The 24,790-nt window shown below is 72.6% G+C and carries 28 protein-coding genes; 12 read left to right on the top strand and 16 right to left on the bottom strand.

Going from position 1 to position 24,790, the window contains the following annotated elements; translation table 11 throughout:
* Positions 1 to 310: 310 nt before the first annotated feature.
* Positions 311 to 742 (top strand): D-aminoacyl-tRNA deacylase, encoded by a 432-nt coding sequence (dtd, locus tag AB0O09_RS08425; protein WP_030268761.1) that lies wholly within the window; start codon positions 311 to 313, stop codon positions 740 to 742.
* A 27-nt stretch (positions 743 to 769) separates the two neighbouring features.
* Here dtd and AB0O09_RS08420 read toward each other — a convergent pair whose 3' ends face one another.
* From AB0O09_RS08420 to AB0O09_RS08410, 3 genes are all read right to left on the bottom strand, one after another.
* Entirely contained in the window at positions 770 to 1,744 is a 975-nt protein-coding gene (locus tag AB0O09_RS08420) for a folate-binding protein (protein WP_363540779.1), read from the bottom strand.
* 10 nt (positions 1,745 to 1,754) lie between these two features.
* Complete coding sequence (locus tag AB0O09_RS08415) at positions 1,755 to 2,204, bottom strand: Fur family transcriptional regulator (RefSeq protein WP_344622580.1); 450 nt, start codon at positions 2,202 to 2,204, stop codon at positions 1,755 to 1,757.
* Positions 2,205 to 2,314: 110 nt separating this feature from the next.
* Entirely contained in the window at positions 2,315 to 2,899 is a 585-nt protein-coding gene (locus AB0O09_RS08410; protein ID WP_363540778.1) for an FABP family protein, read from the bottom strand.
* A gap of 279 nt (positions 2,900 to 3,178) precedes the next feature.
* On the opposite strand from AB0O09_RS08410, the gene AB0O09_RS08405 reads away from it, so the two are divergent.
* Positions 3,179 to 3,541, top strand: a complete 363-nt coding sequence (locus tag AB0O09_RS08405) for a DsrE family protein (protein ID WP_359979011.1) — start codon at positions 3,179 to 3,181, stop codon at positions 3,539 to 3,541.
* On the opposite strand, the gene AB0O09_RS08400 is transcribed toward AB0O09_RS08405, so the two are convergent.
* From AB0O09_RS08400 to AB0O09_RS08375, 6 genes are all read right to left on the bottom strand, one after another.
* Positions 3,535 to 3,807 (bottom strand): DUF3099 domain-containing protein, encoded by a 273-nt coding sequence (locus tag AB0O09_RS08400; RefSeq protein WP_344622583.1) that lies wholly within the window; start codon positions 3,805 to 3,807, stop codon positions 3,535 to 3,537. The genes AB0O09_RS08405 and AB0O09_RS08400 overlap by 7 nt on opposite strands.
* Before the next feature lie 62 nt (positions 3,808 to 3,869).
* A complete protein-coding gene (locus tag AB0O09_RS08395; RefSeq protein WP_030268750.1) occupies positions 3,870 to 4,160 on the bottom strand; it encodes a DUF1416 domain-containing protein in 291 nt (96 codons plus the stop codon).
* A gap of 35 nt (positions 4,161 to 4,195) precedes the next feature.
* Positions 4,196 to 5,032, bottom strand: coding sequence for a sulfurtransferase (locus tag AB0O09_RS08390; RefSeq protein WP_363540777.1), 837 nt, complete (start codon positions 5,030 to 5,032; stop codon positions 4,196 to 4,198).
* 215 nt (positions 5,033 to 5,247) lie between these two features.
* On the bottom strand, positions 5,248 to 5,328 hold the full coding sequence (locus AB0O09_RS08385) for a putative leader peptide (protein WP_350637490.1): 81 nt from the start codon (positions 5,326 to 5,328) through the stop codon (positions 5,248 to 5,250).
* Positions 5,329 to 5,569: 241 nt separating this feature from the next.
* Entirely contained in the window at positions 5,570 to 6,259 is a 690-nt protein-coding gene (locus tag AB0O09_RS08380) for a DUF2993 domain-containing protein (RefSeq protein ID WP_344622585.1), read from the bottom strand.
* 87 nt (positions 6,260 to 6,346) lie between these two features.
* Positions 6,347 to 6,658 carry a MoaD/ThiS family protein gene (locus AB0O09_RS08375; RefSeq protein WP_344622586.1) on the bottom strand — a complete coding sequence of 104 codons (312 nt, stop codon included), beginning with the start codon at positions 6,656 to 6,658 and terminating at the stop codon, positions 6,347 to 6,349.
* Between the two features lie 658 nt (positions 6,659 to 7,316).
* Between AB0O09_RS08375 and AB0O09_RS08370 the strand changes: the two genes are divergently transcribed.
* From AB0O09_RS08370 to AB0O09_RS08350, 5 genes are all read left to right on the top strand, one after another.
* Positions 7,317 to 8,051, top strand: coding sequence for a response regulator transcription factor (locus AB0O09_RS08370; RefSeq protein WP_363540776.1), 735 nt, complete (start codon positions 7,317 to 7,319; stop codon positions 8,049 to 8,051).
* A 166-nt stretch (positions 8,052 to 8,217) separates the two neighbouring features.
* The gene (locus tag AB0O09_RS08365; protein WP_363540775.1) at positions 8,218 to 9,252 is read left to right on the top strand and encodes a LacI family DNA-binding transcriptional regulator; all 1,035 of its coding nucleotides are present in this window, start codon (positions 8,218 to 8,220) and stop codon (positions 9,250 to 9,252) included.
* A gap of 107 nt (positions 9,253 to 9,359) precedes the next feature.
* Positions 9,360 to 10,547 (top strand): trypsin-like peptidase domain-containing protein, encoded by a 1,188-nt coding sequence (locus tag AB0O09_RS08360; protein WP_363540774.1) that lies wholly within the window; start codon positions 9,360 to 9,362, stop codon positions 10,545 to 10,547.
* Positions 10,548 to 10,639: 92 nt separating this feature from the next.
* Positions 10,640 to 11,416, top strand: a complete 777-nt coding sequence (locus tag AB0O09_RS08355) for a response regulator transcription factor (protein ID WP_344622590.1) — start codon at positions 10,640 to 10,642, stop codon at positions 11,414 to 11,416.
* 59 nt (positions 11,417 to 11,475) lie between these two features.
* On the top strand, positions 11,476 to 12,921 hold the full coding sequence (locus tag AB0O09_RS08350; protein ID WP_363540773.1) for a HAMP domain-containing sensor histidine kinase: 1,446 nt from the start codon (positions 11,476 to 11,478) through the stop codon (positions 12,919 to 12,921).
* Positions 12,922 to 13,000: 79 nt separating this feature from the next.
* On the opposite strand, the gene AB0O09_RS08345 is transcribed toward AB0O09_RS08350, so the two are convergent.
* A complete protein-coding gene (locus AB0O09_RS08345; RefSeq protein WP_363540772.1) occupies positions 13,001 to 14,806 on the bottom strand; it encodes a bifunctional metallophosphatase/5'-nucleotidase in 1,806 nt (601 codons plus the stop codon).
* A 187-nt stretch (positions 14,807 to 14,993) separates the two neighbouring features.
* Between AB0O09_RS08345 and AB0O09_RS08340 the strand changes: the two genes are divergently transcribed.
* A complete protein-coding gene (locus tag AB0O09_RS08340; protein WP_363540771.1) occupies positions 14,994 to 15,437 on the top strand; it encodes a hypothetical protein in 444 nt (147 codons plus the stop codon).
* 27 nt (positions 15,438 to 15,464) lie between these two features.
* Here the strand turns inward: AB0O09_RS08340 and AB0O09_RS08335 are convergent, their stop codons facing one another.
* The 5 genes from AB0O09_RS08335 to AB0O09_RS08315 all read right to left on the bottom strand — a co-directional run bounded on the left by AB0O09_RS08335 (position 15,465) and on the right by AB0O09_RS08315 (position 20,948).
* Positions 15,465 to 16,775, bottom strand: a complete 1,311-nt coding sequence (locus tag AB0O09_RS08335) for an ATP-binding protein (protein ID WP_363540896.1) — start codon at positions 16,773 to 16,775, stop codon at positions 15,465 to 15,467.
* A gap of 49 nt (positions 16,776 to 16,824) precedes the next feature.
* The gene (locus tag AB0O09_RS08330) at positions 16,825 to 18,399 is read right to left on the bottom strand and encodes an SCO6880 family protein (RefSeq protein WP_363540770.1); all 1,575 of its coding nucleotides are present in this window, start codon (positions 18,397 to 18,399) and stop codon (positions 16,825 to 16,827) included.
* A gap of 3 nt (positions 18,400 to 18,402) precedes the next feature.
* A complete protein-coding gene (locus AB0O09_RS08325; RefSeq protein ID WP_363540769.1) occupies positions 18,403 to 19,671 on the bottom strand; it encodes a hypothetical protein in 1,269 nt (422 codons plus the stop codon).
* Positions 19,661 to 20,485 carry a hypothetical protein gene (locus AB0O09_RS08320; protein WP_363540768.1) on the bottom strand — a complete coding sequence of 275 codons (825 nt, stop codon included), beginning with the start codon at positions 20,483 to 20,485 and terminating at the stop codon, positions 19,661 to 19,663. Before AB0O09_RS08320 ends, AB0O09_RS08325 begins: the two co-directional genes overlap by 11 nt.
* A 112-nt stretch (positions 20,486 to 20,597) precedes the next feature.
* A complete protein-coding gene (locus tag AB0O09_RS08315; RefSeq protein ID WP_263104159.1) occupies positions 20,598 to 20,948 on the bottom strand; it encodes a hypothetical protein in 351 nt (116 codons plus the stop codon).
* Between the two features lie 249 nt (positions 20,949 to 21,197).
* On the opposite strand from AB0O09_RS08315, the gene AB0O09_RS08310 reads away from it, so the two are divergent.
* Together AB0O09_RS08310 and AB0O09_RS08305 are read left to right on the top strand one after the other, a co-directional pair.
* Entirely contained in the window at positions 21,198 to 22,247 is a 1,050-nt protein-coding gene (locus AB0O09_RS08310) for a bifunctional lytic transglycosylase/C40 family peptidase (protein WP_363540767.1), read from the top strand.
* A gap of 200 nt (positions 22,248 to 22,447) precedes the next feature.
* Positions 22,448 to 23,161, top strand: a complete 714-nt coding sequence (locus AB0O09_RS08305; protein WP_363540766.1) for a phosphatase PAP2 family protein — start codon at positions 22,448 to 22,450, stop codon at positions 23,159 to 23,161.
* Between the two features lie 27 nt (positions 23,162 to 23,188).
* Here AB0O09_RS08305 and AB0O09_RS08300 read toward each other — a convergent pair whose 3' ends face one another.
* Positions 23,189 to 23,371 (bottom strand): hypothetical protein, encoded by a 183-nt coding sequence (locus AB0O09_RS08300; RefSeq protein WP_363540904.1) that lies wholly within the window; start codon positions 23,369 to 23,371, stop codon positions 23,189 to 23,191.
* A 158-nt stretch (positions 23,372 to 23,529) separates the two neighbouring features.
* Between AB0O09_RS08300 and AB0O09_RS08295 the strand changes: the two genes are divergently transcribed.
* Positions 23,530 to 24,372, top strand: coding sequence for a hypothetical protein (locus AB0O09_RS08295; RefSeq protein WP_363540765.1), 843 nt, complete (start codon positions 23,530 to 23,532; stop codon positions 24,370 to 24,372).
* A 161-nt stretch (positions 24,373 to 24,533) separates the two neighbouring features.
* Complete coding sequence (locus AB0O09_RS08290) at positions 24,534 to 24,731, top strand: hypothetical protein (RefSeq protein ID WP_359979038.1); 198 nt, start codon at positions 24,534 to 24,536, stop codon at positions 24,729 to 24,731.
* Positions 24,732 to 24,790 lie beyond the last annotated feature (59 nt).

Here is a 24,790-nt window from a genome sequence, read left to right as displayed (position 1 = left end):
CCGGGCCGTGCTGCCCGTACCCGAACACGACCGGCCGCCCCGGGGAGTTCCCTGCGGGCGCCGGTGCCACCCGCTCGGGCTAGCGGCGCCGGGGACCTGGTCGGTCCACGGGCCGTGCGTGGGCGGCGTCGGACAGCGTGCCACCCCGGCGGGCGGCCGCGCACCGCCCGGCACCCGAACGGCCCCCCTGGCGAACCGCCATGGCTGGTACGACAATTGGCGTCCGCTCGCTGACCTGCGCCGACCTCGGCGCACGCGCGCGCCACCCGGCGCACGCCGAGGCGCCGCGCGCCTCCGGCAGAATGGCGGCATGCGAGCAGTGGTGCAGCGGGTGTCGGAGGCGGCCGTCCGGGTGGACGGCGAGTGCGTGGGCGCGATCGAGGGGCCGGGCCTGTGCGTGCTGGTCGGCGCGACCCACGAGGACACCCCGGCGAAGGCCGCCCAGCTGGCCCGCAAGCTGTGGACGCTGCGGCTCTTCCCCGGCTCCCCCGAGCTCTCCTGCGAGGAGCTGGGCGCACCGCTGCTGGTGATCAGTCAGTTCACGCTGTACGGCGACGCCCGGAAGGGCCGCCGGCCCACCTGGAACGCCGCCGCGCCCGGCCCGGTCGCCGAGCCGCTGGTGGACGCGGTGGTGGCCGAGCTGCGGGCGCTGGGCGCCAAGGTGGAGACCGGGCGGTTCGGGGCGGACATGAAGGTGTCGCTGGTGAACGACGGGCCGTTCACCGTGCTGCTGGAGGTCTGAGCCCCTCCGGCCGCGGTGGGGGCGCCCCTACTGCGGGACGATCACGTCCTGGGTGCCGGGCACGCCGTCGGCGAGCAGCACCGCGTCCACCGGGACGTTCCGCTTGACCAGCGCCATGGCGATCGGCCCGAGTTCCCAGTGCCGGGCCGAGGAGGTCACGAAGCCGAGCGCACGGCCGTCCTCGCCGTCCGAGGCCAGCCGGACCTGGGCGCCGTGCTGCGGCAGCTTCTCCTCGGTGCCGTCGAGGTGCAGGAAGACCAGCCGGCGCGGCGGGCGGCCGAGGTTGTGCACCCGGGCGACCGTCTCCTGGCCGCGGTAGCAGCCCTTCTGCAGGTGGACGGCGGTGGCCAGCCAGTCGACCTCGTGCGGGATGGTGCGGTGGTCGGTCTCGAAGCCGAGCCGCGGCCGGTGGTCCTCGATCCGCAGCGCCTCGTACGCCCAGACGCCGGCCGCCGGCCCGTAACCGGCCGTCAGCTCCTCCAGCTCGGACCGCGGCACGAACAGCTCGCGTCCGTACGGGAGTTCCCGGACGGCCGCGGCGCCCTCCGCGGACGCGGCGGAGCCGGCCGGCAGGTGCACCACGGCGAGGTCGGCGGTCGCGTCGGCGATCTCCACCCGGTAGAAGAACTTCATGCTCTCCAGGTAGGCGATCAGCGCCGGCGCGGTGCCGGGCTCGACGTGCACCCAGGTGGTCCCGCCGTCGTCGACCAGGTAGAGGGCGTGCTCGACGTGCCCGTTCGGGGAGAGGATCAGGGCGTCCGCGGCCTGCTGCGGGGGCAGCGCGCTGACGTGCTGGGTGAGCAGCAGGTGCAGCCAGGAGAGCCGGTCGGCACCGCTGACGGTGACCACCCCGCGGTGCGAGAGGTCGACGAAGCCGCGGCCGGCGGCGAGCTCGCGCTGTTCCCGGAAGAAGTCGCCGTAGTGGGCGGCGACGCCCTCGTCGGGTCCCTCGGCGGGGACGGCGCCGGGCAGGTCGAGCAGCGGGCTCTTGGTTCCGGTCATACCGGCCAGCTTACGACTGCGTGCCGCCGCGCTTTTCGGTGCAGTCGGCGCAGCGGCCGAAGATCGCGAAGTGCTTGAGGTCGGTGTCGAAGCCGTGCTCGGCACGCAGGCTCTCGATCAGCGGGGCGGCGATCGCGGTGTCGGTCTCGGTGACCTTGTCGCAGTCCCGGCAGACCAGGTGCAGGTGGGTGTGGCGGCCGGCCAGGTGGTAGGTCGGGGCGCCGTGGCCGAGGTGCGCGTGGGAGACCAGGCCGAGTTCCTCCAGCAGCTCCAGCGTCCGGTAGACGGTGGAGATGTTGACCCCGCTGGCGGTCTTGCGGACGTGGCCGAGGATCTCGTCCGGGGTGGCGTGGTCCAGCACGTCGACCGCCTCCAGGACGAGCTGGCGCTGCGGGGTCAGCCGGTAGCCGCGCTGCCGCAGGTCGCTCTTCCAGTCGGTGGGGGTTTCGGTGTTCGCCACGGTAGGTCCCTGCCCGTTGGAGGTGATGGGACAAGTGTAGGGACCGACCCCGGGGTCGGTCCCTACCTCGTGCGGTCCCGCGGACCGGGCCGGGCGGGCCCGGCGGCCGGTCAGCGGAAGAACGCGATGCCGTCGTCCGGCAGGTCGTTGATGTCCTGGATCAGCTTCGCCGGGCTCAGCACCTTCTTGAGCTGCGCGGACATGTACGGCCGCAGCGGAACCTCGGGGGCGGCCTTCTCGCCGACCCAGAGGAGCTCCTCCTTGACCATGCCGTACAGGCGCTTGCCGCCCGTGTAGGCCGGGGCGCCCTCGATCCGGGCGACCGCGTCGGTGGCGAGGTCGATCTGCGGCTTGCCGTCGTGCAGCTTGCCGTACCAGATCTCCACGGTACCGTCGTCGCGGACGGACGAGACCTCGATCTCGCGCTCACCGGACGTGCCGTGCTGGTTGCTGGTGATCCGCCAGAAGGAGTGCTCGTTCTCCAGCGGACGGACCTTCTCGCCCTGTTCGTCCAGGACCCAGGTGCGGGAACGGAACTCCAGGAACGGCCGGCCGTCGTGCCGGAAGACGACCTCCTGGCCGAAGTTGCACTTCTCGGTGCCCGGGAAGTCGTGGACGCCGGCGCCCTCCCACGTACCGAGGAGGAAGGCCAGCGGGACGACGTCACGGTGGAGGTCGGAAGGGATCTCGATCATTTTCCTGCTGCTGTCGTCGGAGTCTGCTGACTCCACACGTTACGGCAGTCGGGCGGCGTCAGCGCTGGCCCTGGTAGAGCTTCATCACCGAGAAGATGGCGAACCAGGTGATCAGGACGGCCATCAGCGCGAGCAGACTGTCGAAGAAGATTTCCAGACCGGACACGAGGCGCTCCATTGCGGGCGGGCGGACAGATAGACGAATGACGTCGCGAGTCTATCGGCCGCCCTCCGGCCGGTCTCGGTGAGCCCCGCCACGCCGTCGATAGTCTGGGCGGCATGTCGAAGAAGCTGGTCATCAAGGTCACGGCCGGGGCGGACGCGCCGGAGCGCTGCTCGCAGGCCTTCACGGTGGCGGCGGTCGCGGTCGCCAGTGGGGTCGAGGTGTCGCTCTGGCTGACCGGGGAGTCGTCCTGGTTCGCGCTGCCGGGCCGGGCGGCCGAGTTCGAGCTGCCGCACGCCGCGCCGCTGCCGGAGCTGCTGGAGTCGGTCCTCGCGGCGGGCACGGTGACGCTGTGCACCCAGTGCGCGGCGCGCCGGGACATCGGCGAGAAGGACACCGTCGAGGGGGTCCGGATCGCGGGCGCCCAGGTCTTCCTGAGCGAGATCATGGCCGACGGGGTACAGGCGCTGGTCTACTGACGCGGCTCGTGGTCGGGGCGGTCCCGGTCGTGGCCGGGCCGGTCCCACCGCGGGTCGTCCCAGCGCGGGTCGTTCCACCAGTCGTCGTCCGGGTCGCGCTTGTTGGCGAAGACCGCGGCGAGCGGCGGGATGACCATGGCGAACAGGCACATCCCGACCGCGGCGGGCACGGACCAGAGCCGCACGACGCCCCAGGCCAGGACGAACATGCCGAGGCAGACGCCCATCATGACGAAGTAGCGGACGTGCCGCCGGTGTGCCTGCACACCTCCAGGGTATGGCCGTGGCCCCCTGCTCGGCAGGGGGCCACGGCACCGGTCGTCGGCGGTCAGACCGCGATCGCGACCTCGGTGAACTCGCCCTGGGCGGCCACGACCTGGCGGTCGACGGTCGCACCCGGCACCAGCGCACGCAGCGTCCAGGTGCCCGGACGGGCGAAGAAGCGGAACTGTCCGGTCGCCGAGGTGGGCACCTCGGCGGTGAACTCGCCGCCCTCGTCGAGCAGCCGCACGTAGCCGTTGACCGGCTCGCCGTCGCGGGTCACCGAACCCTGGATGATCGTCTCGCTCGCCACGTCAACTCCTGCCAGGTCCGGGCCGCCGGCCTTCGCACCGCACATGTCTTGTCTTCCCTTCCTACGGTTCGAGCCGGGGCTCAGTTGCTGCCGAGCTCGATCGGCACGCCGACGAGGCTGCCGTACTCGGTCCAGGAGCCGTCGTAGTTCTTCACGTTCGGCTGGTCGAGCAGCTCGTGCAGCACGAACCAGGTGAGCGCGGAGCGCTCGCCGATGCGGCAGTAGGCGATGGTGTCCTTGGCCAGGTCCACGCCCTCCTGCTGGTAGAGCGCACGCAGCTCGTCGTCGCTCTTGAAGGTGCCGTCGTCGTTGGCGTTCTTGGCCCACGGGATGTTCTTGGCGCTCGGGACGTGGCCCGGACGCTGCGACTGCTCCTGCGGGAGGTGGGCCGGGGCGAGCAGCTTGCCGGAGAACTCGTCGGGCGAGCGCACGTCGACCAGGTTGAGGTTGCCGATCGCGTTGACCACGTCGTCGCGGAAGGCGCGGATCGAGCTGTCGACGGCCTTCGCCTTGTACTCGGTCGCGGCGCGCTCGGGCACCTCGACGACCAGCTCGCGGGAGTCGAGCTCCCACTTCTTGCGGCCGCCGTCCAGCAGACGGACGTCGCCGTGGCCGTACAGCTTGAAGTACCAGTAGGCGTACGAGGCGAACCAGTTGTTGTTGCCGCCGTAGAGCACCACGGTCTGGTCGTTGGCGATGCCCTTGGCGCTGAGCAGCGCCTCGAAGCCGGCCTGGTCGATGAAGTCGCGGCGCACCGGGTCCTGGAGGTCGGTCTTCCAGTCGATGCGGACGGCGTTGCGGATGTGGTTCTTCTCGTAGGCGGAGGTGTCCTCGTCGACCTCGACGATGACGACCTTCGGGTCGTCCAGGCGGGCCTGGACCCAGTCGGCGTCGACCAGGACGTCGCTGCGGCTCATGGTGATGTCTCCATCCGGGGGCGGTTGGCGGAAGGCTGCTGTGGGTGCCCGCGGGCCCGGGTTCCGACCGGGTGTCCACAGTTCGGACACCGCAGGTCGTGGGCCTGACGGGCGGTTCGGGTCAGAGGTGCCGGGGGCCGGCGGTCCGGGAGCGGGCCGCACGGGGCCGGCATGCGGGGCGGGCGGGGCCTGACGGGCTGGTCAGAGCTGCCCGGTCAGCGCATTCGACACAGGCAGGTGGACACGCGGCACAGGTCTACCGCCCGCCGCTTCGTGAGATCCGCCTGTCGCTTCATGCCGACGATGCTAGGGACACCGCGGGCTCGCTGTCATCAGCGTGTCGAATAATGAGACCAGATGGCCCGAATGCTGGGATTTGCCGATTTACCGCCCCTGCGGCCAGCACGAATGCCGCCCCGGCACGACCGGAACGGGGCCCGGGGCATCGGCGCAAACGGCATTGCTGGACAGCGCGTCTCGCAGTGCGGGACGGGAGGGGTGGGGGAACGGGGCGGCGGCGGCGCCTCGACCGGCGGATCAGCCGATCACGCGGACGTTCTCGCCCTGGAAGGTGAGCTGGAGGCCGTCCGGCTGCGGCACGGCGCCGGAGAGGTTCAGGCCGGCCGGCAGCTCGGTGAGGGTGAAGCTGCGCGCGCCCAGCTTCCCGCCGAGCGCGCCGTTCAGCACCGATGCCATGCCGGTGAGCTTGAAGCCGTCCGCGGTGATGGTGTTGCCCGAGCTGTGCACGTCGCCCTGGCCGACGGACACGCCCATCAACGAGGCCTTGACCTTGCCGGGGCCGCCGTACGACAGCTCCAGGCGGTCGGCGCCCGGCACGCCCGACTGCGGCGCCGCCAGCCGGGCCGCGTCGGCGTAGCTGATCAGCCCGGTGCCGCTGCCGTGGCGGACGGTGGCGCTGCGGTAGTCGTCGCCGACGGACACCCCGGACAGCCGGGCGCTGAAGGAGCGCAGCGCCACCTGCTGGCTGCCGTTGCCGACCGTCATGCCCTCGCCGGAGAGCCGGACGTCGTCGAACTCCTTGGCGAGGGCCTGGGTGAGGAACGGGAAGCCGTCGATGTGCACGGCCGGGCGCTGGGCCATCCGGCCGCTGCCCGCCAGCCGGTCGGCGGCCTCGTCCTCGGCGACGCCCACGGCCACCCGGTCCGCGCCGACCAGCAGCCCGGCCAGGGCCGCCAGGCCGATCGTCGCCTTCAGCCAGCCGCGCATCATGTCTCCCGGTGGTCGCTCCGTGTCGCCGTGCCGTCCGGAGTGCTACGACGATCGGCCGACCCGTGCGGTTCCTGACGGCCGGACTCAGCCGCCGGCGAACGGCGGGAGCACCTCGACGGTGCCGCCCTCGGTGAGTGCGACCCCGGCGCGGTCGCGGGTGCCGACCTGCTCGCCGTCGACCAGGAACGAGCAGTGCCCGAGCACCTGGAGCAGCCGGGGCCGGTCGGCGTGCCGCTCGTGCACCGCGGCCAGCGCCTCGGCGAGCGTGGCGGCCTCGTACGGCTCCTCGGCGGTGCCCGCCTCGGCCTTGGCGGCGGCCCAGTAGCGGATCGTCCCGGTCACCCGTGCGGCGGCCGGGGCCACTCCCCCGGGTGAAGCAGCGGCGGTGGTGCCCATGGCAAGCCCTCCTCGTCGTCCCTCGCCCGGTGCAGCGGCCCGGCTCCGTCCGCCGGCCCGCCCACGCCAAGGTGTACACGTACGGTGCGGCCGGTGCTGCACCCATGATGGACCGGACGGCCGCCGGGACGTCAACGCCCCGGCCCGGACGGGCGGACGGCGGGCCTCCGCGAGGGCCGGGGGCGCACGCCGCGTGATCCAGCACTCGCCGCGCGCCCCTCCCGGAGCTGGGCGTGGTCGGCTATTCTCGAGGCGTAAGGGATCCGGGCAGAGTCGCCCCCGGGTCCTTTTGTGCTTTCAGGACGCCAGTACGGACGTTCTTGCGAACGGCGCACCACCCGCGCCGGAGGCGGGAACACCCCGAGGACAACGGCACGACGGAGTGCCCGCGGCCCGACGGGGCGTCAGGACCGGCGCCGGGCCTCACCCGGCGCGGGAGCAGACCGGAAGGTTCGCGGATGGGCAGGGCAGGAACGGTACGCCGGGGGTCGCGGGACCCCTCGCGTCCGCACCGCTGTGCCGTGCGCACCCGCGAATCCACCGGAGCTCCCCCCGGACGCCCTGCGAGCGCATCCTCCACCTTCACCGCCGCCGCGCCGCCCGGCCCCCGCCGCAGGCGCAACGCGACCGCGACGACCCGGAAAGGGGACTACCGGGTATGAGTTCTCTCCTCCTGCTGACCAACGCCCTGCAGCCGTCCGCCGAGGTGCTGCCCGCACTGGGCCTGCTCCTGCACAACGTCCGGGTCGCTCCGGCCGAGGGATCGGCCCTGGTCGACACCCCGAGCGCCGACGTGATCCTGGTCGACGGCCGGCGCGACCTGCCCCAGATCCGGAGCCTGTGCCAGCTGCTGCGCTCCACCGGCATCGGCTGCCCGCTGGTGCTGATCGTCACCGAGGGCGGCCTGGCCGCGGTGACCGCCGAGTGGGGCATCGACGACGTGCTGCTCGACACCGCGGGGCCGGCCGAGGTCGAGGCCCGGATCCGGCTCGCCATGGGCCGGCTCCAGGTCACCGCCGACGACTCCCCGATGGAGATCCGCAACGGCGACCTGTCGGTCGACGAGGCCACCTACTCGGCCAAGCTCAAGGGCCGGGTGCTGGACCTCACCTTCAAGGAGTTCGAGCTCCTCAAGTACCTCGCGCAGCACCCCGGCCGGGTCTTCACCCGCGCCCAGCTGCTGCAGGAGGTCTGGGGCTACGACTACTTCGGCGGCACCCGCACGGTCGACGTCCACGTCCGGCGGCTGCGGGCCAAGCTCGGCGTCGAGCACGAGCAGCTGATCGGCACCGTCCGCAACGTCGGCTACCGGTTCGTCGTCCCGGACAAGGCGGACAAGGGCGGCGACCGGTCCGGCGCCGAGCAGCACGCCGCCGCCGTCCAGGAGGCCTGAGCCCGCGGGCGGCGGCCGGCACCCGCGTCCGGCCGTCGCCCGCGAGGCCCCCGGTGTCCGGCTTGTCCGGATAGGGGCGGGGTGCACCCTCCCGCGGCCGACAGGTGACCCTCCGGTACGTGAGACTCCTCCTACCGTCCCCCTGCCACCCGCGTAGACTCCCTCCGTGGCCAAGGTGACGCGCGACGATGTAGCCCGACTGGCTGGGACCTCGACCGCGGTCGTCAGCTACGTGATCAACAACGGACCCCGACCGGTCGCCCCGGCGACCCGCGAGAAGGTCCTCGCGGCGATCGAGCAGCTCGGCTACCGGCCGAACAGCGTCGCCCAGGCGATGGCCTCGCGCCGCACCAACCTGATCGGGATGGTCGTCCCCGACGCCCGGCAGCCCTTCTTCGCCGAGATGGCGCACGCGGTCGAACGCGCCGCCTCCGAGCGCGGCAAGCTCGTGCTGATCGGCAACTCCGACTACGTGGACGACCGCGAGGTCCACTACGTGCGGGCCTTCCTCGGCATGCGGGTCGCCGGACTGATCCTGGTCAGCCAGGGCCCCTCGCAGCGGGCCGCCGAGGAGTTCGCCGCGATGGAGGGCGCCAAGGTCGTGCTGCTGCACCGCCGGCCCGAGGCGATCGACGACGTCGCCGTGGTCACCGACGACGTCGGCGGCTCCGAGCTCGCCGTCCGCCACCTCCTGGAGGTGCACGGCCACCCGTACGTGGTCTGCTTCGGCGGCCCCGTCGAGTCCCCCGCCCCCGGCGACCCGGTCATCGACCACGTCGAGGGCTGGCAGCGCGCCATGGCCGCGCACGGCCTGCCGGCCGAGCCGCACCTGGTCGACGCGCCGTTCCACCGCTACGGCGCCTACGAGGTCGCCCTGGAGCTGCTGCGCTCCCCGAACCGGCCGCCGGCGATCTTCTGCTCCACCGACGACCAGGCGATCGGCGTGCTGCGGGCCGCCCGCGAGGTGGGCCTGAAGGTGCCGGAGGACCTCGCCGTCGCCGGTTTCGACGACGTGCCCGAGGCCGCCCTCGCCGACCCGCCGCTCACCACCGTCGCCTCCGACCGCGACGCGATGGCCCGTGCCGCGGTCGACCTGGTGCTCGACGACTCGCTGATGGTGCCCGGCTCGGACACCGAGCGGGTGCGCAAGTTCGAATCGCGCCTGGTCGTGCGGCGTTCCTGCGGCTGCAACGGCCGGTAGCCCGCACCTGCGGCCTGACCAGGCTTTATGAGAACCTGACGGGCTTCTCGGACCGTTCTGAGCGCGTTCTCATCAAGCCTTCATCCGCCGGGCGGAGCGTGGTCGTCATGAGCGACCCGTACCGCAGCAGCGAGGACCCGTACCGCACCGCCGACGGCCACCTGGTGTGGCCCGGCGCGCACCCCGCTCGGCCGGCCCACGAGCCGACCGCGCACCCGGCCGACGCCCACCAGGAGCCCGTGCCCGGACCCGCCGGACACACCGCCGACGGCGGGCAGCTCCCGCCGCCGTACACCGCCGCCTTCGCGGACCCGCCCGAGCCGCCCGTACCGCCCGAGGGCCCCGGCGCCGCCGCGGCGGCCGGCTCCGGCGGCCACGCCCGGCGCGGCTTCCTGCGCGGCCGGCTCGCCCTGGCCGCGGCCGTCGCCGCGGTGGCCGCCGTGCTCGGCGGGGTCGCCGGCGGCGTGGTCACCAAGGCCGGCGGGACCACCGCCGCGGCCACCAGCACGGTGGTCAGCCCGGTCGCCGCCAGGTCCGACGGCACCGCCGACGTCACCGCGATCGCCGGCGCGGTCTCCCCCAGCGTCGTCCAGATCACCGTGCAGGACGGCAGCGGCACCGCCACCGGCACCGGCGTCGTGCTCACCGCCAAGGGCCAGATCCTCACCAACTACCACGTCATAGCGGGCGCGGTGGACGGCGGGCGGATGACCGTCACCTTCAAGGACGGCAGCACCGCCGAGGCCACCGTCACCGGCACCGACAAGTCCCTGGACGTCGCCGTGATCACCGCCTCCGGCGTCAGCGGGCTCACCCCCGCCGTCCTCGGCGACTCCTCCGCCGTGCGGGTCGGCGACCCGGTCGTCGCCATCGGCAACCCCGAGGGCCTCACCGGCACCGTCACCTCCGGCATCATCAGCGCCGAGAACCGCGAGGTCACCGTCCAGGTCGACGAGGGCACCACCCGCGGCAACGGCGGCTTCGGCTTCCCGCAGCTGCCCGGCTACCAGGGCGGCTCCGGCTCCAACGGCTCCAACGGCTCCGGCAGCTCCGGTGATTCCGCCACGTACAAGGCGCTGCAGACCGACGCCGCGCTCAACCCCGGCAACTCCGGCGGCCCGCTGATCAACGCCAACGGCCAGGTCATCGGCATCAACTCGGCCATGTACTCGGCGAGCGGCTCCAACTCCACCGCCGACTCCAGCAGCGCCGGCAGCGTCGGACTCGGCTTCGCCATCCCGATCGACACCGTCAAGCAGGTCCTGTCGGACATGCAGTCCGGCCGGAACCTGTGACCGCACACCCCCCGCACCCGGGCGCCTCCCGCAGGACAATGGCAGCACCCCCGCAGCACCGCCCCCACGAGAGCCAGAAAGGGCCCCAGCCCATGACTCCCCCCGCCGACGACCGCACCCCTGCCGAGACCGCCGGCCCCGGCCCCGCGCGGCTCCTCGTGGTCGACGACGAGCCCGCCCTGCGGGACGCCCTGGAGAGCAGCCTCGCCTTCGAGGGATACGAGGTCACCACCGCCACCGACGGCTTCGAAGCACTGGAGGCCGTCGAACGCGACCGGCCCGACCTGGTGCTGCTCGACATCATGATGCCGCGGATGGACGGCCTCACCGCCGTCCGCCGGATGCGCTCGCGCGGCGACACCGCGCCCGTGCTGATGCTCACCGCCCGTGACGCCGTCGGCGACCGCGTCACCGGCCTCGACGTCGGCGCCGACGACTACCTCGCCAAGCCCTTCGAGCTCGACGAACTGCTCGCCCGGGTCCGCGCCCTGCTCCGCCGCAGCGCCCTCGCCAGCGAGGCCGCCGCCCGCGCGGCCGCCGCCGAGGACGACGGCGAGGTGCTCTCCTTCGCCGACCTGCGGATGAACACCGCCACCCGCGAGGTCACCCGCGGCGGCAAGCCGATCGAGCTCACCCGGACGGAGTTCATGCTGCTGGAGATGTTCCTCGCCCACCCGCGGCAGGTGCTGACCCGGGAACAGATCCTCAAGGCCGTCTGGGGCTTCGACTTCGAACCGTCGTCCAACTCGCTCGACGTCTACGTCATGTACCTGCGGCGCAAGACCGAGCACGGCGGCATGCCCCGGCTCATCCAGACCGTGCGCGGCGTCGGCTACGCGCTGCGGCCCGCCAGCGGCGCGGCGGCGTGAAGGCGGTCGGCCGGCTCACGGGGTGGTTCCGCGGCCGTTCGCTGCGGAGCAGGCTGGCCATGCTCACCGCCGCCGCGGTCGCCGTGGCGATCGCGCTGTCGGCACTGCTGTGCTGGTTCTTCGTCAAGGACCAGCTCTACCGGCAGGTCCGCGCCAACCTCTCCGGGGCGCCGTACGACTTCCGGACCATCGCGAACGGGCAGCTGGCCGGCGACACCCTCCCGAGCTGCGGCAGCACGCCGCAGCAGGCGCTGACCAAGTCGCAGGCCGCCAACGCCGTCTTCGCCGCCACCCACCCCAACCGGGGCGGGCCCGAGCACGGCGGGCCGAACCGCTGGGACAACCAGCTGGTGACCACGGCCGGTGTGGTCTGCCTGCCGCTCGGGGCCACCAAGGCCATTCAGACCGACCCGGGCGACAAGTCGATCCTGAACGAGCCGGACAACACGGCGCACTACCGGGACGGCGCCTTCGTCAGCGGCAAGGCCGCCGTGGTCCGGGTGACGAAGGTCTACATCGTGCCATCCCAGGAACCGGCGATCATGCTGACCGCGCAGGACGTCACCGCCGTCCAGGACTCGCTGCAGCACCTCGCGCTCGTCCTCGCCGGCGTCGCCGCGGTCGGCGTGGTCGGTGCGGGGTTCACCGGCCGGATCGTGGCCAGGTCGGCGCTCAAGCCGGTGGACCAGCTGACGGACGCGGTGGAGCACATCGCCCGCACGGAGGAGGTCGGGACGACCATCCCCGTCAACGGGAGCGACGAGATCGCGCGGCTGTCGACCTCGTTCAACTCGATGTCCACCGCCCTGCTCAACTCCCGCGAGCGGCAGACCCGGCTGATCGCCGACGCCGGGCACGAACTGCGCACCCCGCTCACCTCGCTGCGCACCAACGTCGACCTGCTGATCCGCAGCGACGACACCGGGCGGCCGCTGCCGCCGGCGACCCGCAGCAAGCTGCTCGGCAACATGAAGGCGCAGATGCAGGAGCTCACCCTGCTGATCGGCGACCTGCTGCAGCTGTCCCGGCCGGACTCGCCGAAGCCGGGTCAGAACCTCGCCGTGGTCGCCCTGCACGAGATCGCCGGGCGCGCGGTGGAGCGGGCCCGGCTTCGCGGGCCGGGACTGGCCTTCGACGTGTCGGTGCATCCCTGGTACGTGCACGGGGACGCGGCGGCGCTGGAGCGGGCGGTGATCAACCTGCTGGACAACGCGGTGAAGTACAGCCCGCCGGGCGGCACCGTGGACGTGGCGCTGACGGACGGCCGGCTGACCGTCCGGGACCACGGGCCGGGCATCCCACAGGACGAGCTGCCGTACGTCTTCGACCGGTTCTGGCGCTCGCCGTCCTCGCGGCAGCTGCCCGGGTCGGGCCTGGGGCTGTCGATCGTGGCGCAGACCGTCCGGGACACCGGGGGAGAGGTGACGCTCGGCCCCGCCGCGGACGGCGGCCCGGGTGCGCTGGCGACCCTGCAACTGCCCGGGCAGCCGACCCCTCCTCGGTAGCGGGCACGGGACGCGGACGGGCGGAGGGCGGGGCACCCCCTCAGGTGCCCCGCCCTCCGCGGCTCGTGCCGGTGCGGCGTCAGTCCTTGTCGGTGCCGTCGCCGACCAGGGAGATCCGGTCGCGGGCCGGCGGGGCCAGCGGCTTGGCGGCGGAGCTGTTCGCGCCCAGGTAGGCGTTGAACAGGTCCAGGTCGGACGGGCCGACCAGGGTGTTGGTGCCGGAGGTGAAGGCCGGGAAGCCGTCACCGCCGCCCGCCAGGAACTCGTTCGCGGCGACCCGGTAGGACGCGGCCGGGTCGATCGCGGTGCCGTTCAGCTTGATCGAGGAGACGACCACCCGGGCGGCGCCGGTCTTGGTCATGTCCAGGGTGTAGGTGAGGCCCTTGGAGACCTGCAGGATCTTCGGCGCGGCGTCGTTCAGGCCGCTGACCTGCTGCTGCAGCAGCTCGACGACCTTGGCGCCGGTGAGCGTCTTGACCTGCATCATGTTGGTGAACGGCTGGACGGTGAACGCCTCGCCGTAGGTCACCACGCCGTCGCCCTCGGCCGCGGAGGCCTTGTAGACCAGGTCCGAGCGGATGCCGCCGGGATTCATGAAGGCGATCTGCGCGCCGCCCTTGTCGGCGGGTGCCGTGCCGGCCAGCTGGGCGTCGGCGATGACGTCGCCGAGCGGCTTCTCGAGGTCGGCGGAGCCGCGCCCGTTGATGTCCGCGGAGATGTAGCCGACCGGGCGGTTGGCGATCGGCGCGGCCAGCTTGTTGTAGGTGTCGATCAGCTTGGTCATGTCCGGCGCCTTGGCCACGGTGCGGCGCACCACGTGGTTGGCGGCGGTGACCGACGGGCGGACGACGGCGCCCGTGCGCTTGTCGATCTGCAGGTTGATCTCGGTGTACAGGCGGCCGAAGGAGGCGGCGCTGGTGACCGAGCGCGGCACGCCGTTCTTGTCCGGGATGGCGCAGGCGTACGCGTTGTGGGTGTGGCCGGTGACGATCGCGCCGACCGCGGGGTCGATGTTCTTCGCGATGTCGACGATCGGGCCGGAGACGCCGGCGCCGCCCGCACCGCAGTCGTAGTTGTACGTGGTGGAGGCCGGGTAGCCGCCCTCGTGGATCAGGGCGACGATCGCGTTCACGCCCTTGCGCTTCAGCACGGCCGTGTACTTGTTGATCGTCTCGACCTCGTCGCCGAACTTGAGGCCCTTGACCCCGGCGGCGGTGACGATGTTCGGCGTGCCCTCCAGGGTGACGCCGATGAAGCCGACCTTCTCGCCGTGCACGTCGGCGATCCAGTACGGGTCGAGGATCGGGCGGCCGGTCTTCTCGTTGGTGACGTTGGCCGCCAGGTACTGGAAGTCGGCGCCCTTGAACTTGCGGCCCTTGGTGTAGCAGCCGTCGGTCGGGTGGCAGCCGCCGTCCTGCAGGCGCAGCAGTTCCTTGGAGCCCTCGTCGAACTCGTGGTTGCCCACGCTGGTGACGTCGAGGCCGAGCTTGTTCATCGCCTCGATGGTCGGCTCGTCGTGGAACAGGCCCGACAGCAGGGGGCTCGCGCCGACGATGTCACCGGCGGCGACGGTCAGGGTGTTGCGGTGGCCCTTGCGGGCGTCGCGCAGTGCGGTGGCCAGGTACTCCACACCGCCGGCCGGGGTGGAGACCACCTGGCCGGTCGCCGGGTCGACCTCCTTGACGGTGCCGGAGGAGCCGGCCGGGGGCTCGAGGTTGCCGTGGAAGTCGTTGATGGCGAGGAGCTGGAGGTCCTCGACCTTCGGCTTGTGGTGGCCGTGCGCCTCGGCGACGCTCGGCACGAGCAGCGTGCCGAGCAGGCCCGCGGCCGCGGCCGCGGCGAGCGCCGTACGGCGGTATCTGCCGGTCTGACCGGATGTGGACATGAGGGTACCCCGTACCGTCTGGGGCCCGGCGGGGGCCGGGGCCATGGTGGCATGACCAGTGAAGCCTAGGGTCAACGCGCGTAGCTGTCAGGTCTTCTGACGTAACGAGAGGGTTTCCACCAGCTGACACGTTGTTGAGCACGCGTACTCAGGCGGCGCCTGCCGCAGCGGCCGTAGCGTCACCGTCATGGAGAGCCCCGCCCGCCCCCGTCCCGCGAGCCTGACCGCCTGGTGGCTGCTGACCGCCTCCTCGGTGCTCTGGTTCACCGCCGCACTCGGCACCGCGGCGTACGCGGCCCTGGTGCTGCAGCCGTTCGCCGCACCCCGCGACGCCTCCGGGTACGCGGACGGCGAGGAGCAGTTCGTCCGCATGATCGAGACCGGGCCCGCGCTGTTCTGCGGCCTGACCTTCCTGCTGCCGGCCGGACTCGCGCTGTTCGCCTCGGGCCGGTACGCCCCCCGGGGCGACCGCGGTGCGGCGACGCTCGCGGCCGGGTACGGGTGCGCGCACGCCCTGGCCGCGGGGCTGCTGTCCTCGTGGGGGCCGTGGCAGACCGGCGCCGCCTGGCTGCTGACCGCCGCCGCGGCGACCGGCGTGCTGGCGGCCGGTGCCGCCGAAGGCCTCCGGTGAGCTCCGGCGGCCGGCGCCGCCGGGCGGTCAGATCATCGGTTCGGAGGCGAGCTGCTGCTCGGCCCGCTGGCGCTCCGCGACGGCGTCCTCGGTCATCGCCCGGTCCGTGTAGACGAGCGGCCGCTCGGACTCGGTGATGATGTGCTTGACCACCTGGACGTTGCCGTTGACGTCCCAGACCGCGATGCCGGGCGACAGGGTCGGAATGATCTCCACCGCCCAGCGCGGCAGGCCCAGCACCCGGCCGGTGGCTCTCGCCTCCTCGGCCTTCTGCATGTAGATCGTGCGGGTGGAGGCCATCTTCAGGATCGCGGAGGCCTCCTTCGCGGCCGCGCCGTCCACCACGTCCGACAGGTGGTGGACCACCGCCACGAAGGACAGGCCGAGACGACGGCCGAACTTCAGCAGGCGCTGGAAGAGCTGCGCCACGAACGGGCTGTTGATGATGTGCCAGGCCTCTTCGACCAGGAAGATCCGCTTCACCCGGTCCGGCCGCAGCCAGGTGTGCTCCAGCCAGACCCCGACGATCGCCATCAGGATCGGCATCGCGATCGAGTTCCGGTCGATGTGCGACAGGTCGAAGACGATCAGCGGCGCGTCCAGGTCGATGCCGGCCGTGGTCGGGCCGTCGAACATGCCGCGCAGGTCGCCGTCGACCAGCCGGTCCAGCACCAGCGCCACGTCCAGGCCCCAGGACTGCACGTCGCCGACGGCCACCCCCAGCGACTCCACCGAGGAGAGGTCGGGGTTGCGCAGGGTGGAGATGATGTCGTCCAGCACCGGCTGGCGGTCCTTCACCGTGGCGTGCACGTGGGCGTGCGCGGCCTTCAGCGCGAAACCGGCCCGCTCCTCCAGCCCTCGCCCCATCGCCACCTCGATGATGGTGCGCAGCAGTGACAGCTGGCCGGTGGTGGTGATCGACGGGTCGAGCGGATTGAGCTTCACCCCGCCGTCCCGGGCCGCCATCGGGTCGAGCCGGATGGACTTTATGCCGAGCGCGTTGGCGATCAGGTTCCACTCGCCGACGCCGTCCTCGCCCTGCGCGTCCAGCACCACCACCTGCCGGTCGCGGAACCGCAGCTGGCGCAGCACGTACGTCTTCTCCAGCGCCGACTTGCCGTTGCCGGACTCGCCGAGCACCAGCCAGTGCGGCGCCGGCAGCTGCTGGCCGTACAGCTGGAACGGGTCGTAGACGTAGCCCTTGCCGCTGTACACCTCGCGGCCGATGATGACGCCCGAGTCGCCCAGGCCCGGCGCGGCGGTCGGCAGGTAGACCGCCTGCGCCTGGCCGGTGGAGGTGCGGACGGGCAGACGGGTGGTCTCCACCTTGCCGAACATCAGGCTGGTGAAGGCGTCGGTGAGGTTGCCGAGCACGGGGTCCCCTCCCTCAGCGGCGGATGCCGGTCGCGAACGGCAGCGTGTTGACGAACGCCCGGTGGTGCTCGCGGTCGCACCACTCCAGCTTGAGGTAGCTCTTGCCGGCCGAGGCGCGGATGGTCCGCTTGTCGCGGGCCAGCGCCTCGGGGGTGCGGGCCGAGACCGTGATGTACCCGACCAGGTTGACGCCGGCCGCGCCGGAGGCGAGGTCGTCGCCGCGCTGGTCGACCCGGCCGGTGTGCGCCAGGTCGCGCGGGTCGACGGTGCGGTTCATCTTGGCCGCGCGGTTGGCCTCGGCCTCGTCGTTGGTCTTCTCGGTGAGCATCCGCTCGATGGCGACGTCGGTCGGCTCCAGGTCCATGGTGACGGCGACCGTGCGGATCACGTCCGGGGTGTGCACCAGCAGCGGCGCCAGGAAGTTCACGCCGACCGGGGTCAGCGGCCACTCCTTGACCCAGGCGGTGGCGTGGCACCACGGCTCGCGGGTCGCCGACTCGCGGGTCTTCGCCTGCAGGAACTGCGGGTGGGTGGCGTCCAGCTCGGCCGGCCAGGCGTTGCGCCGGCTCATCGCCTGGATGTGGTCGATCGGGTGGTCCGGGTCGTACATCGAGTGCACCAGCGAGGCCAGCCGGGCCTGGCCCAGCGGCTGCCGGACCCGGATGTCCGCCTCCGCCAGCCGGGCGCAGATGTCGGTCAGCTCACGGGCCATCACCGTCGCCAGGCCCTCGTCGTCGCGCTGCCGCCGGCCGTCCGCCGTCCGTCCCATGGCGTGCGCCTCGGCCGCCAGGTCGCGGGTGTAGTGCATGCAGGCCACCAGGTACGCGCGGTGCTGCTCGGACGAGGTCGACACCATCGACTGCAGCTGGTCGTACGACTCCTTGAGCCAGCGCGGCGCCTCGTCGTCCCCGCGGCGCTCCACGTCCTTGGCGTGCGCGTCCGGGTCCGCGGGCAGCGTCCGGGCCAGGATCTGCAGGCGGGTCACGAAGCCGTCGCCGTTCGCCACGTGCTTGAGCAGCGTGCCGAACCGGTCGACCAGCGCCTCCTGGTCCTCCGAGTCGCGCAGGCCGACGCCCGGGCCCTCGATCTCGATCGCGGCGGTGACCGTCCGGCGCTCCAGGTGCATCAGCACCCCGACCTCGTCCGGCCCGAACGGCGCGGACAGCCAGCGCAGCCGGCCCACCCCGGGCGGCGGCCCGACCTCCACCTCGCGGCCGTCCAGCCGGGTGCCCGCGTCGATCACCTCGGACTTCCAGACCGCCCGGCCGCTGCGCACCGTCCGCCGGTACGTCCGGTTGATCTCCACCCACTTGTAGAAGGTGCGGCGGCGGTACGGCACGTACACGGCCATGATCGCCAACAGCGGGAAGCCCACCAGGCCGGCGATCCGCAGCGGCAGGACCGGCATCAGCAGACCCCACATCATGCCGAGGAACGCGCCGAAGATGATCAGCACGATCTCGCCGGACTCGCGGTTGCGCCCGATCGGCGCGTTCGGCCGGGACTTGCCGATGAGGTAGGTGCGGCGCTGGTGCACGTACGGCTGGGCGTACTGGGCGCCGAACTGGCCGAGCGGTTCGCTGCTCACCCGTCACCCTCCCTTCGTGGGGTTGTTGATCGGGGCGGGGGCCGGAACGGACGGCGGGGCGGGCGGCGCCGCGGCGCGGCCGGCGTGCGCGGCGATGCCCGGCGCGATGCCGGAGCCGCCCGCGCCGGAGGAGGCGTTGGCCGCCTGCGGGCCGCCGCGCGAACCGTGCGCCGAGATGCCCTGCTTGACCAGGTTCGCCGGGCCGTTGATCATCGCCGAGCCGGCGGAGACCGCACTCGCCCGGGCGCGCCGCACCTGCTGGAGCTCGTCGCCGAAGCCGGGCACGAAGCGGTAGACGGCCGCACTGGAGAAGATCGACAGGAAGAGGATCGCGAGGCCGGAGAGCACCCGGGCGAAGTCGTCGTCGGCCCCGGCCCCGGTGGCGACCGCGCCGGCCAGGCCCAGGATGATCACGATGATCGGCTTCGCCAGGTCCACCGCCAGCATCAGGCCGGCCCAGCGGCGGACGTGCTTCCACAGCTGCTTGTCCACCAGGCCCGCGTACACGGCGGTGCCGAGCAGCGCGCCCACGTACAGCATCGCGGCCCGGATCAGCAGCTCGATCCAGAGCACGGCGGCGGCCAGCACGGCCACCAGCGACACGATGATCAGGATCAGCGGACCGCCGCCGAGCGAGCCCTTCTCCAGGGTGTCCGCGAAGCCGCCCAGGTAGGTGCCGGTGTCCGACTTGGTGCCGGCCGAGATCGCCGCCGTCAGGCCGTCCGTCGCCGAGACCACCGTGTAGAGGATCAGCGGGGTGAACGCCGAGGCCACCACCGTCAGCCACAGGAAGCCGATCGCCTCCGAGAACGCCTGCGTCAGCGGGGCACCGCGCACCGCCCGCTTGGTCACCGCCAGCAGCCACAGCACCAGCGTGATGACCGTCGAACCGGCGAACACCACCGCGTACTGCTGCAGGAAGGCGGCGTTGGTGAAGTCCACCTGCGTCGTGCCGTCGATCGCCCCCGACAGCTTGCGCACCACCCAGGCGGCGGCCTGCGCACAGCCCTTGGCCAGCGACCCGAGGGGGTCGGTGACGGTGCCGAGGCCGCCGCCGCCGCCGACCACCGTGGTGCCGGGCGGGGCGCAGACCTTGTCGGCCCCGGCCACCGGGAGGTCGACCTTGCAGGACGGGCTGGGAGTGGGGGACGGCGTGGGGTCGGCGAACACCCGGGCGGCCGTCGTCACGGCTGCCACCTGGACGGCCAACAGTGCCGTACCCACCGTGCCCGCCCGTGCCAGGAGTCGTCTCGTCGATCCGTCAGCGGGCATAGCGGAAGCCTCCGAACTGCTGGACGGCACCGGTGATCTCCTCGGCGGTCGCGGCCTGCTGGTCGCCGGGTACGGGGGCCGGACCGGCCTGGCGGCTGAAATCGGTGAGCTTCCAGTCGCTGCCCGTCCAGCGCATGGTGAGGGTGAGCGTGTACCAGTTCTCCGCCACGGGCCTGGTGGAGCCCTGTCCTGCCAGGCCGAGGAGCCCGGTGCACCACACCTCCACCTTCGTCGCCGTGTCGGCGTAGTTGGTGGTGCGGGTGCCGACGGGGACGGTGCGGCTGACGAAGGTGAGGCCCTTGGGGGCCCGGCCCTCGGCGTCGAGGCCGAAGCGGCCGTTGTTCTCGGCGGTGAAGGCGGCGTCGAGCCGTTGCTGGATCGCGGCGGCGACGGTGGGGTCGGAGACGGTGTCGACGACGGTGTGGCGGCTCGCGGTCCGGAACATCTCCGCGGAGCCGAGGGCGGTCGCGTAGTTGGCCGCGGCCGACTGGGCGCCCTGGTCGGTGTGCGGGAAGCCGTTGGCGATGCCGTTGGCGGTGGTGTCGACGGGCTTGGTGCCGCTCGGTGCGGTGGCGGCCGCACCGGCCTGGGCGCCGTCCCCGGAACCGGGGGCGGCGGTGCCGCTGCCGGCGCTGCCCGGGTCGGGCCTGCCGCGGTTGGCGACGGAGACGGCGATCACCAGCAGGGTGACCACGAGCAGGACGGTCAGCAGGGTCCGGACGGGACGCGGCTGACGTGCGGTCACCTGGTGGGAGGGCTGTTCGCCGACCGGCAGCCGCGTACGGGTGTGCGGCTGGTCGTCGGACAACGGCACGGCGGCCCTCCTGGTGCTGGGAGCCCCGCGGGGCCCCGGTGACGCGAACACGACTGTGCCGGCAGAGTCGCATGGCCGCTCTGCCGGGATGACTATCTGATCCGTACGATCGTCAGATCGCCATGCCGTAGACAATGGTGAACAGGGTGCCCAGCGATCCGATGATGAACACGCCGGTCAGTCCCGCGATGATCAGTCCCTTACCCTGCTCGGCACTGAACGTGTCACGCATCGCGGTGGCGCCGATGCGCTGCTTGGCGGCCCCCCAGACCGCGATGGCGAGGCAGGCCAGGATGGCGACCGCCATCACGACCTCGACCATCACCCGCGCCTCGGACCCGAGGCTGGCGAACGGTCCCCAGTCCGGGGCGATGCCGCCGATGATGGTGTCGATGTTGGCCTTCTTGGGTGGGTCCTCGGCCAGGTAGCCGACCACCTTGCTGTCCACGCTGCTCAGGTTCATTCCATCTCACCGCCCGATCAGGCAAATTCAAGGCCCCGGAACACGGCTTCGCGAAGGGGCAGGACCTATTCTTGGCCAGATCTGATGTCGACTTGGCTATATCTCGCGGATTGGTCGTGAGGCGCGGGACACGTACGACAGGATGTCCACCGTACGAAGGATACCGCTCACTCTTCGTATCTGTGCTGATTGCGCTGAGCAATGCCTTCCGGAACACTCGCAACTGACGCCACGTCGGGGATGGTGCTGATGGTACTCCGCAGAGCGGGCACGGCGGCCGCCGCTGCAGCGGTCGTGGCGGTCGGTTTCGTCGGAATCGTCACGGTCGGGACCTTCGCCGCGAGCGGCACGGCCCGGTCGGGCACCAACCACCTCTCGATCTCGTCGGGCACGGTGCCGACCACGTACCGGCCGCTGATCGAGAAATGGGGCACCCTCTGCCCCGAGATCTCACCCCCGATGCTCGCGGCACAGCTGTACCAGGAGAGCGGATTCGACCCGACCGCCAAGAGCCCGGCCAAGGCGTACGGCATGGCGCAGTTCCTGGAGGGCACCTGGGCCACCTACGGGGTGGACGCCAACGGCGACGGCCGGCGCGACATCTGGGACCCGGCGGACGCCATCGCCTCGGCCGCCACCTACGACTGCGCGCTGGCCAAGGACGTCTCCAACGTGCCCGGCGACCGGCAGGCGAACATGCTGGCCGCCTACAACGCCGGCCCGTACGCGGTGATAAAGGCCGGCGGGGTCCCGGGCTACCGGGAGACCCAGGGCTACGTGAAGAACATCCAGTCGCTGGCCAGGAGCTTCACCGCGCCGGCCCCGCAGACCGCGGTCGGGCTCTCCCAGCAGGCCGCGGGCGCGATCTACTTCGCGCAGACCAAGCTCGGCACGCCGTACCTGTGGGGCGGCGAGGGCCTGCCCTCGCAGCAGGGGCGCTTCGACTGCTCGGGCCTCACCCAGGCCGCGTTCGAGAGCGTCGGCATCGCCCTGCCCCGGGTGGCCAACGACCAGTGGTACGCCGGCGAGCACCCCTCCAGGGACCAACTCCGCCCGGGTGACCTGGTGTTCTTCGCGAACGACCTGAACGATCCGCGGTCCATCCACCACGTCGGGATCTACGTCGGCGGCGGCTACATGATCGACGCCCCGCACACCGGCGCGGTGATCCGCTACGACACCATCGACCAACGCGACTACATCGGCGCCACCCGGGTCACCCCGGACGGTGCCGCGGCTCTGCCCGTCCGCAACGCCGACGGTACGATCAGCGGCGGCCAGGGCCCGAAGCAGAGCTGAGCCGCCGGACCGCCCCGGGTGTGGGCGGACGGTGGACGGCGAGTCAATTTTCCGTGACGCGCGATCTCCGCGGAACCCTCCGGCCTGCTCAGAACGTTGTTGCTCCGTACCGGACCATGCCCCGGCCACGACCTGCCGGGACGGGGGACGCAGGCGGTGCAACCGGGCCGGTGCACCGGACACAGAGAGGGAGGTGCGGCGTGTCGACGCTGCTCGCCGACACGGGCAACCCCGACCTGGGCCTGCTCCGCGCGATCAACGGGCTGGCCGTCTCGGCCCCGGGGTGGCTGGACTCCGCGGTCTCGTGGATCGGCGAGTACGGCATCCTGCTCGGCCTGGCCGCGGTCTGCCTGACGGCCTGGCTGCAGGCCCGCCGCCGGCCGGACGCCCCGGTGGCGGTGGCCGGCCTGCTGTGGGCGCCGCTGGCGGTGGCGATCGCCGAGCTGGCGAACCTGCCGATCTCGGCGATCGTGGACCGGCCGCGCCCCTTCGTGGACCACCCCGAGCTGGAGGTCCTGGTGGAGGGCAAGGAGGGCACCCTCTCCTTCGTCAGCGACCACTCGGCGATGTCGATGGGCATCGCCGTCGCCCTGCTGCTGGTGAACCGCAGGCTGGGCCTGGTCGCGGGCGCGCTGGCCCTGCTGCAGGGCTTCTGCCGGATGTACATGGGCGTGCACTACCCGACGGACGTGATCGGCGGTTTCGCCCTGGCCACCGCCGTGGTGCTGCTGCTGGCGCCGCTGGCGATGGCGGTGCTGGTGCCGTTCTGCCACGCGCTCACCAGGACGGCGGCCGCGCCGCTGGTGGTCGCCCGCAGGCCGGCCCGCGGGGGTGCCGGGGACGGCCGCAGCCGTCGGCGGCGCGAGCCCGCCGCGGTCGAGCAGCCGGCTCCGGAGTCCGACCTGGCGGCCTGAGCCCCGCTCCGGCCCTCCGCCGGGCGGTCAGGCGGTGCCGTCGCGCCGGTGTTCGTCGGCGTCCCGTCGGGCGCGGTCGCGGGAGCGCCGCCCCGGGGCGAACCAGCCGCAGCTGCAGCTGGCGAAGCAGAACGATCCGCGTTCCTGGAGAGCCACCAGGTGGGCGTTGGGCGGGGCCGGCACGGACTCCGCCGGGACGTCGCTGGACACGTGCTTCACCGTAACGCGTCGACCGGGGGCGCGCGGACGATTCCGTACGCCGGGACGGCCGTAACCCTTGCGGGCCGGGCTCGTTGGGCCCTGGATAGCTCTGCCCATCCGGGGTGGCTGCTTGCCGGGCATCGGTGCCCGAGGGGGTTGTGTCGATCGTGAAGAAGCTGAAGCCCGTCCGCACCGCCGCGGCGGCGGCGCTGCTGGCCGCCGTCCTGTCCGCCTGCTCGGGCGGGGGCGCCGAGCCGCGGGGCGGCTCGGCGGACGTGCTCTCCGCCGACCCCCTGACCGCGGTGCGCTCCGCGGCCGACATCACCGGCCGGACGGGCTCGGCCCGCACCACCACCGAGCTGGTCACCGAGTCGGCGGAGAAGAAGGCCGTGTTCAACGGCACCGGCGGCTACGACTACGTGAAGCGGATCGGCACGCTGGAGATCGACGTGCCGCCCGGCGCGGCCACCACCGGCACGATCAAGGAGATCGTCCTGCCGGGCACGGTCTACCTGCAGAACAGCGGTGCCAAGGTCCCGGCCGGCAAGTGGGTCCGGCTGGACGTCCGCCAGCTCCCCGACGGCAACCTGGTCAGCAGCGGAGCCACGGACCCGGCCAGCGCCGCCGGTGCGCTGCGCGGCGCGGAGTCGGCCGAGCTGGTCGGCACCGAGACGGTCGACGGCACCGAGCTCAAGCACTACAAGGGCACCCTGGACCTCGCCAAGGCGGCCGAGGCCACCGGCGGCCGGGGCGCGGACGGCCTGCGGATGGCCGCGCAGACCTTCACGGCGAAGCAGGTGCCGTACGAGGTGTGGCTGGACGCCCAGGGGCGGGTGCACAAGGTGGTGGAGACCTTCGCCTTCGCCGGGGTGGCGGGCTCCAAGGAGGCGAAGGACCAGGTGAAGGTGGTCTCGACCACCTCGCTGGCCGATTTCGGCACCCCCGTCCGGGCGGCCGAGCCGTCCTCCGCCGACATCTACTCGCCGAAGGCCTCGGCACCTGCGAAGTGACGGCTCCGGGGGCCTGCAGCCAGGTTCCGGCCACGGGTCCTAGTGCCTGTGGCCGCAGAGATGACCCGTCCGTGCCATACGGCGGGGCGCCGCTCCTCCTTACCCTGGAGGACGGGGTACCGCCGTCCTGGCCGGGAGGCGGCGCTGGAGGGGTGGTGCAGGTGGCATCCTCGGACGGCCGCGCGGGCGGCCACGACAAGACCGCGCTCGACGAGATCGAGCTGGCCGGCGAGCTCATGATCGCCGCATCGACCAGTTCCGACGAGAAACTGGCCACCGAGCAGATCGACCGGGTGCTGCTCGACCGGGTGCCGGCGGCGCCGCGGCAGGACGGCGCCGAACGGTCGCCCGCCGGCTGACGGCGGTGCCGGGGCCGCGTCGCGCGGGTCGGGGCGGCGGCCGTCGTTCCCGCCGCCCG

This window comes from Kitasatospora sp. NPDC093679 (assembly GCF_040683455.1).
GTDB classification, from domain to species: Bacteria; Actinomycetota; Actinomycetes; order Streptomycetales; family Streptomycetaceae; genus Kitasatospora; species Kitasatospora arboriphila.
Note: the sequence above shows the minus strand (reverse complement) of the source record. Positions and strands in the feature narration are given on the sequence as shown.